The sequence below is a fragment of the Paenibacillus sophorae genome, assembly GCF_018966525.1.
Lineage (GTDB): Bacteria > Bacillota > Bacilli > Paenibacillales > Paenibacillaceae > Paenibacillus_AQ > Paenibacillus_AQ sophorae.
Genome location: NZ_CP076607.1, coordinates 1,953,990 through 1,971,069, shown reverse-complemented (window position 1 = coordinate 1,971,069; position 17,080 = coordinate 1,953,990). Strand labels below are relative to the sequence as shown.

Annotated in this window: 18 protein-coding genes; 7 read left to right on the top strand and 11 right to left on the bottom strand. The window is 49.9% G+C overall.

Annotated features, from left to right (window positions below):
- Nucleotides 1–747 carry a DeoR/GlpR family DNA-binding transcription regulator gene (locus tag KP014_RS09180; protein WP_036600678.1) on the bottom strand — a complete coding sequence of 249 codons (747 nt, stop codon included), beginning with the start codon at nt 745–747 and terminating at the stop codon, nt 1–3.
- A gap of 251 nt (nt 748–998) precedes the next feature.
- On the opposite strand from KP014_RS09180, the gene KP014_RS09175 reads away from it, so the two are divergent.
- A complete protein-coding gene (locus KP014_RS09175; RefSeq protein WP_036600680.1) occupies nt 999–1,982 on the top strand; it encodes an S-layer homology domain-containing protein in 984 nt (327 codons plus the stop codon).
- A gap of 143 nt (nt 1,983–2,125) precedes the next feature.
- Here the strand turns inward: KP014_RS09175 and KP014_RS09170 are convergent, their stop codons facing one another.
- The 6 genes from KP014_RS09170 to KP014_RS09145 form a co-directional block, all read right to left on the bottom strand.
- Nucleotides 2,126–4,315 (bottom strand): Tex family protein, encoded by a 2,190-nt coding sequence (locus tag KP014_RS09170; protein WP_090834055.1) that lies wholly within the window; start codon nt 4,313–4,315, stop codon nt 2,126–2,128.
- Between the two features lie 199 nt (nt 4,316–4,514).
- Nucleotides 4,515–4,865 (bottom strand): type II toxin-antitoxin system PemK/MazF family toxin, encoded by a 351-nt coding sequence (locus KP014_RS09165; RefSeq protein WP_025691534.1) that lies wholly within the window; start codon nt 4,863–4,865, stop codon nt 4,515–4,517.
- Between the two features lie 3 nt (nt 4,866–4,868).
- Entirely contained in the window at nt 4,869–5,150 is a 282-nt protein-coding gene (locus tag KP014_RS09160) for a CopG family ribbon-helix-helix protein (RefSeq protein ID WP_036587267.1), read from the bottom strand.
- Nucleotides 5,151–5,344: 194 nt separating this feature from the next.
- The gene (gene alr / locus KP014_RS09155; protein ID WP_036587240.1) at nt 5,345–6,547 is read right to left on the bottom strand and encodes an alanine racemase; all 1,203 of its coding nucleotides are present in this window, start codon (nt 6,545–6,547) and stop codon (nt 5,345–5,347) included.
- 224 nt (nt 6,548–6,771) lie between these two features.
- Nucleotides 6,772–7,860 carry an outer membrane lipoprotein-sorting protein gene (locus KP014_RS09150; protein WP_036587242.1) on the bottom strand — a complete coding sequence of 363 codons (1,089 nt, stop codon included), beginning with the start codon at nt 7,858–7,860 and terminating at the stop codon, nt 6,772–6,774.
- A 238-nt stretch (nt 7,861–8,098) separates the two neighbouring features.
- Entirely contained in the window at nt 8,099–8,569 is a 471-nt protein-coding gene (locus tag KP014_RS09145) for an RpiB/LacA/LacB family sugar-phosphate isomerase (RefSeq protein ID WP_036587243.1), read from the bottom strand.
- A gap of 507 nt (nt 8,570–9,076) precedes the next feature.
- On the opposite strand from KP014_RS09145, the gene KP014_RS28705 reads away from it, so the two are divergent.
- Nucleotides 9,077–9,208 (top strand): V4R domain-containing protein, encoded by a 132-nt coding sequence (locus KP014_RS28705; protein ID WP_246590682.1) that lies wholly within the window; start codon nt 9,077–9,079, stop codon nt 9,206–9,208.
- A gap of 38 nt (nt 9,209–9,246) precedes the next feature.
- Entirely contained in the window at nt 9,247–9,588 is a 342-nt protein-coding gene (locus KP014_RS09135; protein ID WP_036587244.1) for a cupin domain-containing protein, read from the top strand.
- Between the two features lie 207 nt (nt 9,589–9,795).
- Here KP014_RS09135 and KP014_RS09130 read toward each other — a convergent pair whose 3' ends face one another.
- The 3 genes from KP014_RS09130 to KP014_RS09120 all read right to left on the bottom strand — a co-directional run bounded on the left by KP014_RS09130 (nt 9,796) and on the right by KP014_RS09120 (nt 12,763).
- Complete coding sequence (locus KP014_RS09130; protein WP_036587246.1) at nt 9,796–10,548, bottom strand: DUF3600 domain-containing protein; 753 nt, start codon at nt 10,546–10,548, stop codon at nt 9,796–9,798.
- Complete coding sequence (locus KP014_RS09125) at nt 10,538–11,119, bottom strand: sigma-70 family RNA polymerase sigma factor (protein ID WP_036587247.1); 582 nt, start codon at nt 11,117–11,119, stop codon at nt 10,538–10,540. The genes KP014_RS09130 and KP014_RS09125 overlap by 11 nt, the downstream gene beginning before the upstream one ends.
- 366 nt (nt 11,120–11,485) lie before the next feature.
- Complete coding sequence (locus KP014_RS09120) at nt 11,486–12,763, bottom strand: B12-binding domain-containing radical SAM protein (protein ID WP_036587248.1); 1,278 nt, start codon at nt 12,761–12,763, stop codon at nt 11,486–11,488.
- A gap of 269 nt (nt 12,764–13,032) precedes the next feature.
- Here KP014_RS09120 and KP014_RS09115 point away from each other — a divergent pair, with 269 nt between their 5' ends.
- Complete coding sequence (locus KP014_RS09115) at nt 13,033–13,434, top strand: DUF3888 domain-containing protein (RefSeq protein WP_036587250.1); 402 nt, start codon at nt 13,033–13,035, stop codon at nt 13,432–13,434.
- Between the two features lie 39 nt (nt 13,435–13,473).
- Nucleotides 13,474–13,782 carry a hypothetical protein gene (locus KP014_RS09110; protein WP_036587252.1) on the top strand — a complete coding sequence of 103 codons (309 nt, stop codon included), beginning with the start codon at nt 13,474–13,476 and terminating at the stop codon, nt 13,780–13,782.
- Between the two features lie 341 nt (nt 13,783–14,123).
- Here KP014_RS09110 and KP014_RS09105 read toward each other — a convergent pair whose 3' ends face one another.
- Nucleotides 14,124–14,897, bottom strand: coding sequence for a sporulation protein (locus tag KP014_RS09105; protein ID WP_090834031.1), 774 nt, complete (start codon nt 14,895–14,897; stop codon nt 14,124–14,126).
- Between the two features lie 335 nt (nt 14,898–15,232).
- On the opposite strand from KP014_RS09105, the gene KP014_RS09100 reads away from it, so the two are divergent.
- Together KP014_RS09100 and KP014_RS09095 are read left to right on the top strand one after the other, a co-directional pair.
- Complete coding sequence (locus KP014_RS09100; protein WP_036598695.1) at nt 15,233–15,703, top strand: hypothetical protein; 471 nt, start codon at nt 15,233–15,235, stop codon at nt 15,701–15,703.
- A 197-nt stretch (nt 15,704–15,900) separates the two neighbouring features.
- Complete coding sequence (locus KP014_RS09095) at nt 15,901–16,971, top strand: rhomboid family intramembrane serine protease (protein WP_036598696.1); 1,071 nt, start codon at nt 15,901–15,903, stop codon at nt 16,969–16,971.
- Nucleotides 16,972–17,080: the final 109 nt, after the last annotated feature.

The following is a 17,080-nucleotide window of genomic DNA, read 5'->3' as shown; positions in this document are numbered from 1 at the left end:
TTACCCCTCAATTATTTTGGTTTTACTTGCAATGGATTGGCGCAGCCTTTCCGGAACGGTATCCGTTATCACGGTAGCCTCATGCAAATCGAACAGCTTGGCAAAAGCGACCTCGCCAAATTTGCTGGAGTCCGCGAGCACATAGGTTTTGCCAGATAACTGGTGAGCCCGTCTCTTAATCAGCGCTTCTTCGGGATCAGGCGTTGTATACCCCATCTTGGCATCTACACCGTTTGTACCCAGAAAGCATTTATCGAAACGGAAGTTCTCCATATTCTGAAGCGCAATGCTTCCGACTACGGCTTTGGTATGGCTCTTCATCATACCGCCGAGAAGATAACTGGGGATTTGCTTCCTAACCAGCTCTTCAATATGCGACAAGCCGTTAGTCACTACGGTCACATTTTTGGCCTCAATAAGGGAAATCATTGCTAACGTTGTTGTTCCCGCATCCAGATAAATACATTCACCATCGAGCAGTTGACAGGCGGCCAGTGAGGCGATGGAGTTTTTTTGCTGAATGTTCTTGGAGGTTTTCTCTTCCATACCGAGCTCCTGGCTTTTATGAGGCAGCAGCGAAGCTCCACCATGAACCCTTTTCAGCAAATTACGGCTCTCAAGATCAATTAAATCCCGTCGTACCGTCGATTCCGAAGCCCCGAGCAATTCGGTAAGCTCCTGCATCTTGACGACGCCCTTCTCTTGTAAGCGCTGTATTATCATTCCGTAGCGTTCTTCGGTTAGCATCTTCATTCCTCCAACTGACCATATAGTAACATAAATCGAGCAAAAAACAATCATTATTATCCAAAATCCATCAAAAATCTTCATCCCCCGTTACAAAGTTGTGAACGCTTACTTTTTGCTTCCATGCCGTGGCAGTGAGGCGGTTTATTTTTTTATACAAAAAAGTATAGAAAAAAGAAAAATCAGACAAACTTTCACCTCCCTGCAACCTTTTCCCCGTATTGGGCATCTATGAAGGTAAGAGGTGAATAATGATGAACAGACAGACATTCAGGCATAATACCAAAAAAATGACCATAGCATGCGGGATTGTGGCTGCGTCGGTATTATTCGGGGCGTCGGCTTTCGCTTTTTCCGACCTTAAGGGAGATCCGGCCGAGGCCAAGATCAACGCATTGCATGAAGCCGGGGTGATTAACGGGGTGACCAGTCAACTCTTTGCTCCCAAGTCCAAAATGACATACGGCCAGGCTGTCCAGCTTATCGTTAGCGGGCTTGCGCTTGAACAGAATCCAGCGGCGGGAGGACCGTCCAAGGCAGGCGATTATTTTGCCAAGGTCGATGATAAGTCCTGGTATGCTTCTTCCTTCCTGATCGCCGTCCAGAATGGCTTGCCGCTTGATAAGGCGACTAATCCGAATGCGGCGGTTTCCCGCGCCAATTTTGCTCAGCTGCTGGATGCAGCCTTGAAGTCCAAGGGCGATTTTCCGGTGACGGAGATGTATTTCAATATCTCAGATGGCGGCAAACTGAGCGCAGAGGCAAACGGCAGTCTCCAAACGCTCCTCAACATGCGCATTATTTCGCTGGAATCAGGGAGCAAGTTCCGTCCAAATGACGTCGTTACCCGCTCGGAGGCGGCCGCATGGGTGCATGACGCAAGAGCCTACGTCCAGCGCATGCTGGGAACGGTTGAAAGTGGAGACGATTCCCCAAGTACGAGCCAGGGCGCAGACATCAAAGTGGAAAAAGTGGCGGATGGCGTGAACAAAGTGTCGGTTACGGTGAGCAATCTGCCCAATCCGGGTTACGGCCTGACGATTTCGAAAATCGAGTTTGGCGAGGGGAAAAAGGCTGTCATTTATTATGAAATCACCAAGCCGGGACCGGGCATGTATCCGCAGGTAATATCTAAGGCGACAGCCGTTGCTTATCTGCCGGAAGGTTATACGGCTAGCGCGCAGCCTATGCCCGGTTCGTATACGCCGCCGGAGCCGGACGCTCCGCAGTTCTGAGGCTCCGTGCCGAGCTCGCGGGAAGCAGTAGCGGCACTGTTCCCTCCGGGCCGGGACTTTTCCCGGCAGAAAAACCAAAAAACCTCCAGACAACTCCCGGCCCAACCTTCTTTCAGGTTGAACCGGGAACGTTTGGAGGTTTTTTATTCGCCGCGCGGCGGGCGCATGGTCAGGCTGACCCGGCCTTTTTTCAGATCGACGCTGAGCACCCAGACGGTCACATTGTCGCCTACGGAGACGACGTCCATCGGATGCTTGACGAAGCTTGAGCTAAGCTGGGAAATATGCACCAGCCCGTCATTCTTGATGCCGATATCGACGAAGGCGCCGAAGTCGATGACGTTGCGCACCGTACCCTGCAGCTCCATGCCCGGCGCCAAATCCTCGATCTTCAGCACATCGGTACGGAAGATCGGCGGCGGCAGCTCCTCGCGGGGGTCGCGTCCGGGACGCTGAAGGCTCTCCAGGATGTCTCGCAGCGTCGGCACACCGACGTCCAGCCTTGCGGCCAACTCCTCAGGATTCTGGGCCGCGAGCTCCGGCGCTAGCTCTTTGCTGCCGATCTGCGACAGCTCCAGCCCAAGCTCCTGGAACAGTCGGCTGACCACGGTATACGACTCGGGGTGAATCGGCGTGCGGTCGAGTGTATTCTCGCCTTCCGGAATGCGCAGGAAGCCGATGCACTGCTCGTATGACTTCGCGCCGAGACGCGGCACCTTCTGCAGCTGCTTGCGGTTCTTGAAGCTGCCGTTCTCTTCGCGGAATTTGACGATATTCTTGGCGATGGTCGAGTTGATTCCCGCCACGTAGGAGAGCAGCGACGGAGAAGCGGTGTTCACATCGACGCCGACATGGTTAACCGCCGATTCCACCACGGCCTTAAGGCTCTCGTCCAGATTCTTCTGCGACACATCATGCTGGTACTGCCCGACGCCGATCGCCTTCGGCTCGATCTTAACAAGTTCCGCGAGCGGGTCCTGCACGCGGCGGGCAATCGATGCGGCGCTGCGCTCGGCCACATCGAGGTCGGGGAACTCCTCCTGCGCCAGCTTGGAGGCAGAGTACACGCTGGCACCGGCCTCATTAACAATGAGGTAGGCCAGCCCCGTGTCGCCGATCTCAGCGATCGTCTCGGCGGTGAACTGCTCCGTCTCCCGCGAGCCGGTGCCGTTGCCGATAACGATGAGCTGGATGCCGTACTTCGCGATCAGCTCTTTGAACTTCTCCGCCGCCTCTCTTTTCTTGTTATGCGGCGGCGTCGGGTAAGTTACCGCCACCTCCAGCAGCTTGCCGGTCTCGTCGACGACCGCCAGCTTACAGCCGGTGCGGTAAGCGGGGTCGACGCCGAGCACGCGGCGTCCCTTGACCGGCGGCTGCAGCAGCAGGCTGCGCAGGTTGCCGGAGAAGATGGAGATGGCCTGGTTCTCGCCTTTCTCCGTCATATCTCCGCGTACCTCGCGCTCCACCGAAGGAGCGATCAGCCGCTTGTAGGCGTCCTCGGCCACGGCTTCCAGCAGCTCCTTGACCGGCGACGGGCCTTTGACCAGCTTGCGCGTGATATGCGCATGAATACGGGCCGCATCCACCTCAATGCCAACCTTCAGCACATTCTCCCGCTCCCCGCGATTGATGGCGAGGATGCGGTGCGGCGGCATTTTGTGGACCGGTTCGCGGTAGCTGTAATAATTCTCGTAGACGGATTCCTGCTCCTTGTCTTTCGCCTCGGAGACGAGAATGCCCTGCGAGGCCGTATACTGGCGCACCCAGGAACGGATCGCCGCATCGTCGGCTATGGCCTCGGCAATAATATCCTGCGCTCCCTGCAGGGCCAGCTCCGCCGACTCGACGCCTTTGTCTGGATCGACATATTTGCCGGCCTCCGCTTCCGGGCTTCCAACGCGGCGCTGCTCCATGATCCAGTCGGCCAGCGGTTCGAGTCCCTTTTCCTTGGCGACGCTTGCCCGGGTCTTGCGCTTCTGGCGGTACGGCCGGTACAAGTCTTCGACTTCCTGAAGCTTGACCGCTCCCGCTATTTGCTCCCGCAATTCATCCGTAAGCTTGCCCTGCTCCTCAATAATGCGGATGACTTCACGTTTGCGCTCGCCAAGTGAACGCAAATAGCTCAGCCGTTCCTCAATATCACGCAGCGCGTTCTCGTCCAGCTCCCCGGTCATCTCCTTGCGGTACCGGGCGATGAACGGAATCGTGTTACCCTCATCCAGCAGCCCCGCCGTGGTTCCGACCTGCCGCTCGGACAGTCCGAGCTCCTTCGCGATCTGGCCGATCATCATCTGCCGCTCCCGTCGCGCCGCTTCATCCGAAACGGTATTCATGTCCTGTTCAATCAATACGTCTCCCTCTTTTCTAACATCCGATACGTCAAATAGTATCATATTTGCCCAAAGACGTTCCAGCTGAAGAATCTCTTGAACAGCTGCGAATAATAGCTCCGGTGCAGAAGCCCAAAAGGCTCACCGCAGATTTGCGATGAGCCCTTTTTACATTTTTATGAAATGGCTGTGCCTGTCCTGCTCAAAAATCAATCAGACCCAGACTGATCTGCAGCGAGTCATCCACCTTTTTCATCGTTTCGTCGTCAAGATGGGTGATCTTATCCGTCAAGCGCTGCTTGTCGATCGTCCGAACCTGCTCCAGCAGAATGACGGAATCCCGGTCAAAGCCGTGGGATGACGCATCAATTTCCACATGGGTAGGCAGTTTGGCCTTCTGGATCTGTGCGGTAATTGCCGCAACAATTACCGTTGGACTAAAGCGATTGCCAATATCGTTCTGAATTACAAGAACAGGCCTTACTCCGCCCTGCTCGGAACCAACTACCGGCGAAAGATCGGCAAAGAAAACGTCGCCGCGTTTTACGATCAATATCTACACCCCGCTTACTAAGCGGCCAAGAGTGCTGTCTGCATCTTCCTCGGCAAGGAACGCTTCGCATGCCATGGTCAAGTTGATCTTGGCCATTTCCATGTATCCGCGCTGCATGGACTCCCTTATGGAACGCTTCCTCCGTTCGCTGAGATACAGCTTCATGGCTTGCCGGATCAATTCACTGCGATTGGAATTCTCCATCTGGACAATTCCGTCCACCTCCTGCAAGAGATGATCGGGCAAGCTGATCATGATTCTTTTGGTGTTATGCAAATTGGCCAACTTCTCTTCCACCCCCACAAACCTTCTGCCCTTGTATATCCAGTGTAGCATTATGCAAGGAATTTTATACAAGGAATATATGCCGCCAGTATATCAAGTATGCTGCATCCCATTATAAACTAGAAACGGCGGTTCGTATAGACCATAAGTCACAACGTCGTCTACGATTTAATACTCCTTGAACATCTTCCCGCTTAACTTACCGGATTGGGGCTTGGGGTTTGCAGTAAGGCATTTACCAGGCGGGGAGCCGAGCCTTCGCGAATATAGACGCGCGGCACCCGGTGGGCCAGCATGCAGGTCACCTCGTAATGAATCGTTCCAAGAAGGAGAGCCAGCTCGTCTGCCGTAATGGAGACGCCAGCCTGGCGGCCGATGAGTACAACCTCTTCGCCGGCTTTGATTTGTTCCGCCTCATTGGCGAAAGATTTGAGCGATACCATACACTGGTCCATGCAGATGGTTCCGACGACAGGAACGCGGCGGCCGCGTATTAGCACCTCTGCCTTACCGCTCAGCATGCGGGAATAACCGTCCGCGTACCCGATGGGTAGCGTGGCAATATATTCGCCGCTGTCTGCGCGGTAGCGGGTTCCGTAGCTGACGCCCCAGCTCTCCGGCAGGCTTTTTACATAGACGGCTTTCGTCTTCAGCGTCATGACCGGGTGCAGCTCGACCTGCTGCCTGTTCACCTCGGTCGACGGGTAGAATCCGTATATGCTGACGCCCACACGCACCATGTTCGGAGATAAATGAGGGGTATCAATGGCCGTAGCGCTGTTGCCCGTATGTATGATCGGGATATGAATCTGTCTTTCCCGAAGCGCTTCCGCCACGCTCATGAACCGTCGGTACTGCTCCAGTGTATAGCTTTTGTCTGCTTCATCCGCTTTGGCAAAATGAGTAAACATCCCCTCCAATTCGATCTGCCGGACACGCTGCGCCTCTTCGATGAACAGCGGCGCATCGTCCGGAAGAAGCCCTAGCCGGCCCATGCCGCTGTCAATCTTGATATGCACCTTAAGCTTCCGGCTGTCATTTAAAGGAAGTCTGGATATCGCCTCCAGCACTTCCAGGGTAAAAAGCGTCACGGTCACATCGTTCTCCCAGGCGGCGGCAACAGCTTCCGGCGGCGTATAGCCGAGCACCAAAATCGGCAGGACAATTCCCGCTTGACGGAGCTCGATCGCCTCATCCAAAAAAGCCACGCTTACATAGTCCGCGCCCAGTCTTTCCAGTTCCCGCGTCACTTCCACGGCCCCGTGGCCGTACGCATTGCCTTTAACGCATACCATAAACTTCACTCCCGCCGGCAAATGCCGTCGAAAGCTTTCATAATTGGCACGCAAGGCATCCAAATCAATCTCGGCCACAGTCGGTCGATAGCTTTCTTGCACTTCCAGTCACCTTCTCGTTTGTGATAAGCGTCACCCTGCCGAACATTCACATGAAGCACTTTCTTAATCGTAATGGTAATGCTAACGGAAGGCACTGTCAATGTAAGCGAGGGTTTGACGTTCACCGGGCGAAAGGGAAGCGTGCAGCCATCGAATGAAAGCAAAACGGATACCGCATTGTAGAGGAAATCATCCCACAATTAGCAGTATCCGCCTACAACCTTTTATTTACCCGTTTGATCCTGCATAGAAGCGGCAATTTCCATCATTTCACTACGAGGAAGGTTCGCGCTTGTAATCCGGAACTCCACTCCATCACCCGACATCCAAGTCAAGGTCAGCTGTTCATCCCCGGTCAGCAGTCCCGCCGTAAAACCAAGATCGATGAGCGTTCCCGGCGCGAGTGACACAGCTTGATCCAGCGGACGCGATTCCATGATCGTATACTGGTAAGTTCCGTCATACCGCAGAAGCACGGCGTGATCATCACTGTTCTCGACTTTATTGGAATCCTTGAATGTCACGCCTTCCGGAGTATACCCCGGCTCAATAATGCCGAAATCGCCGAGGTCCGCGTTCGCCTGAGCCTGCGTTCCCTCTCCAGTTTCGGCGGCGGGCAGCGGATTGCCGTTCTCGTCGACCTGGGCCACCGTATTTTCCGAAGTTCCTTGGGAAGCCATATTCTTCTGCATATCAAAGGAATCTGCGGAAAACTCCGGATTGAAAGCGAACTTGTTGAACTTCACGTCCACCACAACCTTGGCTTCCGAATCGGATACCTGCACCTGCTTAGGCGCATAGGTCTTTTTGTCCAGCCAGATCTTCTGGCGTACCAAGGCACTGCTCTGATAATTGGCGGCAACTTCGAATACATAGCTGTCTTTGTCATCCACGAACTGGCGGTTGTTGTCGGCGACGATGCCTTTCACCAGCGTCTGATACAGGTAGACCTGCCCTTGGTTGTCCGGCCAGTCGCTTTGGAACCGGAAGCTCTTGCCGAGGCTCGGCGTCAGCACGAACACGCCTTCGTCATTGCGCAGCACGATCTGCGTAATGTTCTTCTGCACATTGGCCAGACTGATACGATAGTAGGAAGGGTTTTTATACCATACCTCAACCTTGTACTCCTGAGGCTGCTCGCCGGTATAGAGGGTCATTGTTCCCTCCCCCTGATAGGCTCCCGTCTTGCTCTCCAGCTTGTCGGCAACGTCGTTCAAATCCTTAACCACAGACGCGGAGTCCTTCTTTCCGCAGCCTGTCATGATCAGGGTAACGCTCATAATGATCGCGAGTACCCATGCTATCCGGCGCATGACATCATCCCCTTAACCTGTTTTGAATGCAGTGATTAGTACATGTCTATGAAGGACTTGGCCGCAATATGCAGACGGGCTTGACAAGCGGGGGGCTTGGGAGTGGAACAATTGCAAGCATGGTAAAAAAACTCCGCCCACCTGGGTTTCCCTCAAGTAGGCGGAGAATTAGTCTTTAATGAAGCGGCGAGCAGCCGCGTTTCGTTGGTACTCCCGGAGCGGCAAAATCGTCATCCGCTTAGAGCTCGGACAATTTTTTCAAATGCTTCTCCGATATTTCAACTACTTTACCCACGCGACGCTTGTATTTCTCAACGTCTCCCTGATGGTCAGTTGTCATCCACACCTTTACGATTTCCAGAGCAAGCGCCGAGCCGATAATTTTTCCGCCGATGCACAGTACGTTGGTGTCAGAGTGAGACCGTGCCAATTCCGCACAGAAAGGGTCCTGACAAACCGCGGCATACACCCCATAGATTTTATTAGCAATCATTGCGCTTCCATAGCCTACACCATCAATAAAAATCCCGCGATCCACCTTCCCTTCAGACACTGCCAGAGCCGCAGGATAAATATAATCGGGCAAATCGCAAGCTTCCTCATTGTTCGTTCCGAAATCCACAACCTCATGCCCTTGGCTGGTTAGTAAAGCCTTTACTTCTTCTTTTAAGGAATAACCCGCATGATCGCCAGCAACCGCAATTTTCATTTGTGTGACGCCCCCAATTCATTGATTTTCCAAGTTGATATACAATTCCAGCACTTCTATCTTATCGCTTCACAACTGCGATTTCCAGTTATTTTCAGTCTTGCTCCGCAAGAGGTGCGAACCTCCCGGGGTTTTTATATGCGCTTGGGATTCGTACCGGAAAATGCTCTACCACTTTGGACGGGGACCCTGAACAGGGAACAACAGAACAATACAAGCCTTTCACGATTCGATTGAAAATTTTGTGATTGAAATCACTAGCCGTCTTTCTGATTCTTATACAATCTAATTATTACCCGATACAGTCCTTAATTTTAGAAGGGGATTGACTAATTATCGGCAGAAAAATCGGCGAAAGCCTGCTGGTCCACAGCATGGATGAGTTGCTTGACTGCTTTCGGGAACTGCAAATCGGAGAGCCGCGAATATAGTCAGCCAAGACTACGATAAGATGCGCATCGCCGTCGAGGATTGCTCTATAAGGGACTTCCCATCCTGGAAGAAAGCATGGTATGCGACCTGGAAGGCTCGATTATGGAAGGCGCGTTAGGCAAAATTTTCAGCAAGAAAGCTCATGCCAGAGAAGTCAAATGCAATGTGAACGGCGACGAGTTCTGCGAATACGAAATCCGGCTGTAAAAGCCTGATTTAATTCAAAACAAGGAGAGTGATTTCAAATGGAAAAGAAAGAGCTTGTTCAATTTCAGGAATATCAGGCGGACCGATTCACCAAGCGCGTTGTATTTAAAGAAGATAAGCATACGGTTTTTGTCTTGAACTTTGGACCGGGGCAGCAATTGCCCGTTCACAAGCATCCCGGAGCCAGCGTGTATATTCTCCTACTTGAAGGCGGCGGAGTAGTAACAGCCGATGGACGAGAAATCTCCGTATCGCAAGGCGATGTGGTTCAGATATCAGGGGATGAAGATTTCTCTTACCGAAGCGGCGAAGGCTCCAATTCGAGTTTGTATGTGACGTTGATCAACATCCCGGGCGAGCAATACGCGCAGAACATCTGATCCTCTGGACCGGCGGCTTACAGGCCGTATGCATTGTGGCCGAGCGTTTGCCTGATTAAAGCCTCCTTTATAAGGAACAACGAACGGGCTGTCCCCCGGTCATGTTCATGACTCACGGGACAGCCTTGAAATGCCGGGGTTGGCAATGAGATTGACTGAGATTCGTATAAAGCCGGCCTCATTGCCATACCGGTTATTCCCTCAAGATTACTTCATCGGCTTCAGCATAATCCCCAGTTGATCTTGGTAGGGCTCCAACTGCCGGATCAATTCCTTCAATTGCTCCGCCTCCTCTTTCGTAAACGCATGAACGCGGCCGTCCGGTCCAATTGCTTGAGCTTCCAGCTTTTGAATCCCGCCGATAATCCCTTTGACTTTGACGAAATCTACTTTGTCGAGTTTTTGCTTCGCTTGAACAAGAAGATCATCCCAAAATTTCACATTGTCCGCCTGTTGCCCAGTTTCCTTCGCGGCTCCCCCCGCATTCAGCTTCTCAAAATAAGGCTCCAGCTCCGCGAGCAGCTTCTTATATGCTTCCCGATCTCCGGAACTTAGCCGCTCGGGATGCAGCACTCCCTTGTCATCGGCCATTTTCAGATTATAATCGCCCAATTCTTTAAGCAGGCCCATCAGCTTGGCGAACTCCTGCGGGTCAAAGCTCTGTTTCGCTGCCTGGAGTTTCGCTTCAAGGTGTTCATACTGCTGCTGGGTACCGCCGAATTGCTCAATCCGCTCCTGCGAGCCGTATATGGAGTCCGCCAGATAATGGTACCCGGCATAAGCTCCCGTAGGCACAAGCAGCACGGCGGCCAGAATGCCTGCCACGATCCATTTTTTCATTCTTTTCCCCTCCGTTTTCCCGATTTCAAAATTAAGTATTCTGTCCTTCAGTTCCAGCGAAGCCGTCCAGCCCCTGCTTTCTTCCCGCAATGCCTCTCGCAGCTCTTGCTCAAGCTTCATGTAAATCCTCCACCTTTCCCCTAAGCAAAATCTCGCTGCTTCGCTTGCTGCGCAGCTTCGTTAAAGCGGCGTGAATACGGGATTTTACCGTTCCGAGAGGGATGCCCAGCGTATCCGCGATTTCCTCCTGGGAGTACTCGTTCAAATAGTGCAGAATCACGACCTGCTTAAGCTTGAACGGAAGGCGTTCCACGCTTGCAATCAGGGGGCGGTACGATACTTTGTCCACCACTTCCCCCGAAAAATCGTGATCCAGGGTGATGCTATGCTGCGCTTTTTTAATCAGGCGGATATGATTCCACCTCTTTCTCCGGTATGCCCGGATTTGCCGCATGACCACTCCCATCAGCCACGGACGAAAAGGCCGCGTCGTGTCATACTGTCCAAGAGACCGGTACATCTGAATGTAAATCTCCTGGACGACATCATCCGTATCGGATGACTCGCCAATGAGGAAACGGACGGTTCGATACACCTCGGTTATTGTTCTTTCATACAGCTCGCTGTACGCTTCATGGCTGCCGGCAAGCACAAGCGCTGCGAGCTCCGAATCTTGTTTTGGATGATTCATCCGCCATTCCCCCTTCGGTCTTACACTCTATATTGGAGGGTACCGGATTTTTCGTTCGCTTTTTTTAGAAATTAGACTGGAAAAGCTCCCGTTTATCCTCCCCTCGGGGACGTATTCAGAGTAACAAACGGGAAAAGCTCCATCTTATTTCTGAGAAAAGGGCCTATTCTAAGGAATTGCTTCTATTAAGAGGGAGAAAACCCCTTTTATTCGCGTGGATACCCGGTTTTGGCTCTGATAAGCTCCGCTTTTTCCCGCTCAGCTCTCTAGTTAGCCCACAATCCAAGCACTTCTCCTTACAGGCGTAACGATATATTAAAATCAACGCAAAAAAGCCCGCAGCTTATGCGGACTCGGACTTCCCGCTTAACGCTTGAGGGCCAATCGGTATCCCAGGTTTATAATAAAATTATAAAAGAGATGCGTCCTTGAAACCCGCATCCGTCGGATAAAAGATGGCAGCGAATAGAAGCGGCGGCGAAAGTAGAGATATCCCTCGAACAGTTGCTCCGAAGTCATATTCCGGGGATTGAACACGACGTCCGTCTTGCCGTTGTACAGACTCCAGTCTTCATTCAGCAGCCGCTGTTCCTGCTTCATTCCAGTATATACAGGTGTTCGGGGGAGCGGCGTAAGCAGGCTAACGGTAACCCCATCGATCCCCAGTTCCTCGCAGGCCTCCAGCGTATGCCGGAAGGTTGCCGGAGTATCCTCGTCAAAGCCGAATACAATGCCGGCCTGGATCATGATTTTGTGCTTGTGCAGCTTTTGGATGATTTCACGGTACGAATGAACACGGTTGATCCCTTTGTTGACGCCCCGCAATGCGGATGGCGAGAAGGACTCGAGCCCCACAAACAGATACAGACAGCCGGCTTCCATCGCCCTCTTCAGCAGTTCATCGTCATTGCAGTCGGCGAGCGTCACCTGCGCCGCCCATTTTTTGCCCAAGGGCTTTAGACTCTCCATCAGCTCGATGGCATGAGCTTTATCCGCAAAGAAATTATCATCCCAAAAGACGAAAAACTTCGATTTCAACAGCGAGATTTCGCGAATAACTTCCGGGATTGGACGGGCGCGGAAGCGGTCGTGGTAAATTTGCTTCAGATTGCAGTAGGCGCAGCGGTAAGGGCATCCCCGGGTCGCGAACACCGCGCCCTTCATCAGCCTGTTTCTCTTTAAGAGATCCCATCTCGGCAAAGGGATGCTCTTCAGGTCCGGCATACTCTCCGAGCGATACACAGCCCGTTCCTTTCCTTTATGGAAATCCTCCAGAAATTCCGGCCATGTCTCCTCCGCTTCACCGATCAGGATGCTGTCGCAGTGCCCGGAAGCCTCTTCCGGAAGCAGCGTAACATGCGGTCCTCCCATGACCACCTTAGCCCCTTTTACCCGGAACTTCTCCCCGATTTGGTAACAATGGTAGGCGTTCGGCGTATTCACTGTGATGGCTACCAGATCAAACATGCGGCGAAAAGGGATTTTTTGCCGGTACTCATCTACAAGCGTAATCTGATACTTGCTCTCATCAATGAATCCCGCCAAATAAGGCATCGTGATCTGGACAAAGTTGTTAAACTGCTTCCTTCTGAACCGGTTGATTTTCTCGTTCTCCGGCTGAATCAGCAGAATCTTTTTCCTCATGCGTCACCTTCCATATAAAACCATTTACTTAAGTATAGCATGGAAGGATAGCCGAAAATGCGGAGAACTATACTTCATGAGGCCCAGGCTCAGCAAGCCGCCGCCAAATACGGAGGCCAGCACAGGACAAGACCGCCGCTGAACGCGGAGAGGCTTTTGCTTGCCGCAAGCTAAAGCCCCCTCCAGGTACCGCATCGTCCTTTGACAAGCTGTTTGGATAGTATTAAAACGGCAAGAGTAAAATAACTCCGTCAAAGGAGGTAAAGACCATGATGCATAAAAGATTGGCAGCTTTTCTTCTCGCTTCTCTCCTCTCTTTATATGCCCCGCCCCAGATCTTTGCATCAGAATCAGTTAACGCCCCCCAAGAGGACATTCAATTACAGTGCGACGTCCTGAGGGACGCGTTTATCTGGTCTTTGTTCGACCCAATCGGCAAAGTCCTTGCTGGGTACGATGATGACAGACAGTTCATGGTCGACAAATTGGTTGAGATCAAAAGATTGGAACAAGGCCAATATTACTGGGAGGCTACTTTAAAAGTAACGACCTTTGAAGGAGCACATAACCCTCCCTATCACAACTACACTATTACATTTACAAATCTGTTTTCAAAACAACCTAAAGCGGTGAATGTTCAGCGAACGGAACGAACCACGTACCTGCAATAGGCATATTATGTGTTAGTTGCAAAGGGAGGTGGTGATACTATGAGTATTCAAATGGGAGGTCCTCAACAAAAAGTAATATATCAAGCAGACAGCAATCTAATGCAGAACTTAAAATCCATTAGAAGCCATTTGCACAATATATGCAGACAACATACAAATCAATATGTCAGGATTGAAACAATCGACGGTCAAGTGGTCACGGGGAGAATCGTGAATTGTGAGAGGGGCTTCTTGCATTTGGCAGTTCCAAGGCATGGGGGAAATCGTGCTTTCTATAATCCGTATGATGAAGCTATTCTAACCCTTGTTCTTTATGAACTGCTTGTCATCACTTTGTTGTACACATAACCTCTAGTAAGAGCCTACACGGTCAAGTAGGCTCTTACTTTTTAAGCACGTACATCTTAGAATGTCTTCAGAACAATTACCAACAGAATGTAAAGCACTAAGATCACAGTAGCAGAGGTGTATCCTGCATAACCACTCATCGCTATCCCTCCTTCATTTTCTACACTAATATATGCCTTATCTATATCAGCGGAAGTGCTTTCGCCTATTGGTTCTGTCCTTTTGCTTAGGCATAAAAAAACGCACCCGCTAGAATTTCATCGAATTAACCATGAGGGTTATCCGATGCCTATTCTATGGGTGCTCTTGATATGGAAGTAAGACATGCTCTACGTTCAATATTAGCTATAATGGGAGATGAACTGATGCAATTGGCTGGACACCTCTTGTACGCCGCGGCGGAGCTCATTACCGGTCAAGGTAAAGCGGATAAAGCTCTCGTCCGTACCTATCGCTTCTGCCAAGAATCCTCCCAGTCCGCGAGCTCTGCGGTCAATCTGGATATACATCTCCAGATCGTCGCCCTGCGGAAAGAACATCACTTCAAGCTCATCCAGAGCGCCGCGAAACTCGCGGGTCGGCACATACTCGAACTCCTGTACGAAAGGCAAGCCTGCGCCAAGACGGGGAGCATACTCATTGGTCACCTCACGCAGCCTGAAGCCCAGCTTATCCAGCGCGCCGAATATCACCTGCATGTTATCGCTCGGCAGTACCTCTAGATAATCATGGTCGCTTGGGTCCAGCGCCATCTTGATATCCAGCCCCGTCATCAGCCATACCGGTGTATGGCGGTACGATACGGGTGTACGCTCAGGGACGGTAAGTTCAAATGGAATTTCCCGAACTTCCTCTGCCTGCAGCAAGAATCCCTCCGTAATGAGGATCCGTGCTATTTCTGCTTCGCGGGTTACCTTTTTATCATTTTCTTCTTTCTCGTACTGAGTCTTTACATAAATGTAAATCGCGTCAATTTGCTGCTCCACCTGGCCTCCGCGAATGGATACTACCCCGCGCAGCGTACCGCCAGCCACTACTTGCGCCTCCTCCAGCCGAGTGTCTACTTTAGCCGACCCGATGCCGACGCTTGCCAATACCTTTTTGAACATAGACATGTACCCGTTCCACCTCCGCAATAATACATCCTTGTAATCACTTACATGCTATGCATTACGCAGTATCCGGTGGATTCGTTTCAACTAGAAACAATTAATAAGGAGAACTCTGCTCACCTTTAATCACATTATCTGTGTCAATCAACAAATTGATTATTGAACTATTTATGCAACCATGCTAATATACATCTAAACATAACTAGTTATAATCAAACATAACAAAACATAACAAACCTACTTTTTATATAAAGGGGGGGATAGTCCAAAGGATGCCACATCTTCAAGCTGCATGCGAGTGATTCTGAAAACTATGAATTTATAAGGAGTGAAAAGAATTGTTTATTAAACAAAAAAAACTAATTAGTACTTTTATTATCTCTCTATTAATGCTCTGCTTTTTTGCAAGTACCGCTTTTGCTGCTGACCCTACTTTAACCTTTAATGGTGCAAACCTATGTACAATAAGTGGCGACACAGCAACACCTGGTATATCATTAATTAACAATACGAGTGTGCCTTCCGGTTTACAACATATTGAACTTCAATTTAATCATAATGTCGCCGCTAATTTATCCACCAATCAGAATTACATACATCTTAAAAATACAACCACCCAATCCATGATATCGATAAGTGTATATAGACTGGGAGATGGCTCCCCCTTTAGTATTGAAAAACGAAACCTCTTTTTTGATGCAAATCTTGTAAGTGGTAACAGTTATCAAATCATAATGGACCCAGGCTTGGTAGCCTATAATGGCTATACACTAGGTTCCACTCAAACCGTTGATTTTACCGTTCAGTAACAAGAATAAGCCATTTATATTTCTTGAAATCGCCCCTTCCGCCAAATCGGCGGAGGGGCGATTCGCTTTTCGCAAGCAAAAGTCTCCTTAAGGTACCGAGTCGTTCTCTGACCCCAAAAAAACTTGCCGTTACAATCTTTCATTTAATATTACATATCCCTTATATTGGATAAATAGATCATTTCAGGGGGTTTAATATGCTGCAATTATTTCTTGTTCAACTGAAACAACGTAAGCCTATCATTACATTATTACTAGTATTAGCATGTCTAATATCAACTGTTCCCCAATTCTTCCTGCCGGATTTATATGACACCATTTCTGGTCAAGTCCCCGCAATAAGACATTTTTATCTAATTCCACTATCATCTTTCACACATTCGCCGGAAATTTTAATTAATCACTTCATTGGGAACATACTGGTGTTTCTTCTATTTGGAAGCATTACTGAATTATTGATCGGATCCTCCCGGTTCGCTTTTATATCCGTTCTTACATTCATCTCGACTACTCTCATTAATATTTGGCATTCAACAGATGGTGTCGCAGGCCACGGGGCTTCAGGAATATGCTGGGGTTACTTTGTATTTTTCGCTTTCTTTGTAATTATCTTTTATGAGACCAAGGGAAAATTTATTTTTAAAGATATCTTTTTAATTACTCTACTTGTGTTAATGAGTTTCTATTTATGGGGAATTCCTCTGTTGGAGGTTGTCGTCCTGGGCCATAACTTCTTTGAAAACTTTGGCCAGGTTCTGCATTTAATTTCCATGATCGTAGTGGTACCTTTTGTTTTACTCTGGCGCAAAAGCATAGAACACCGTGTTTTACAAATATTGAATGGCGAGGAGATTTATCAAAAAAACGTTCTAAAAAACTTACCTTCGTTGTTGCTTGTTGGTATATTGTTGATCAACGTTTATGGCACTATTGAGACTGTCAGGTTTACAAATAAGTATTCGGCTCCCCTTATTAGTCATATCAATCCACCGAAAGGCACCTCCGTTACAGATATGCCAGAACGTATCATCATCAACTTTAAGTACCCCGTATTAATACATTCGGAAAAATTAATCACCACTTCCATTAACTACGAAACACAAGAACCACCTTCGTTCAGAACAGCATGGATAGATGAGCAAACAATGGAAATCCGCTTTTCTCGGAGGTTTCAAGAGAAGGAGAACCTTATGCTTGGCTACTTAATGACAATAAACACGAAAGAGGGAATTCAATTCAAAGATGTGACCCGAATCGAGTATAAATAAAACTTGCCGTTACTTATGATACGGTTCACCGCGCTGGCGGGCATCTTCTTATTGTGTGGCTATTTACGCATCCCATCAACACGAAATAGCACTTAGCAGGAACCTCTCC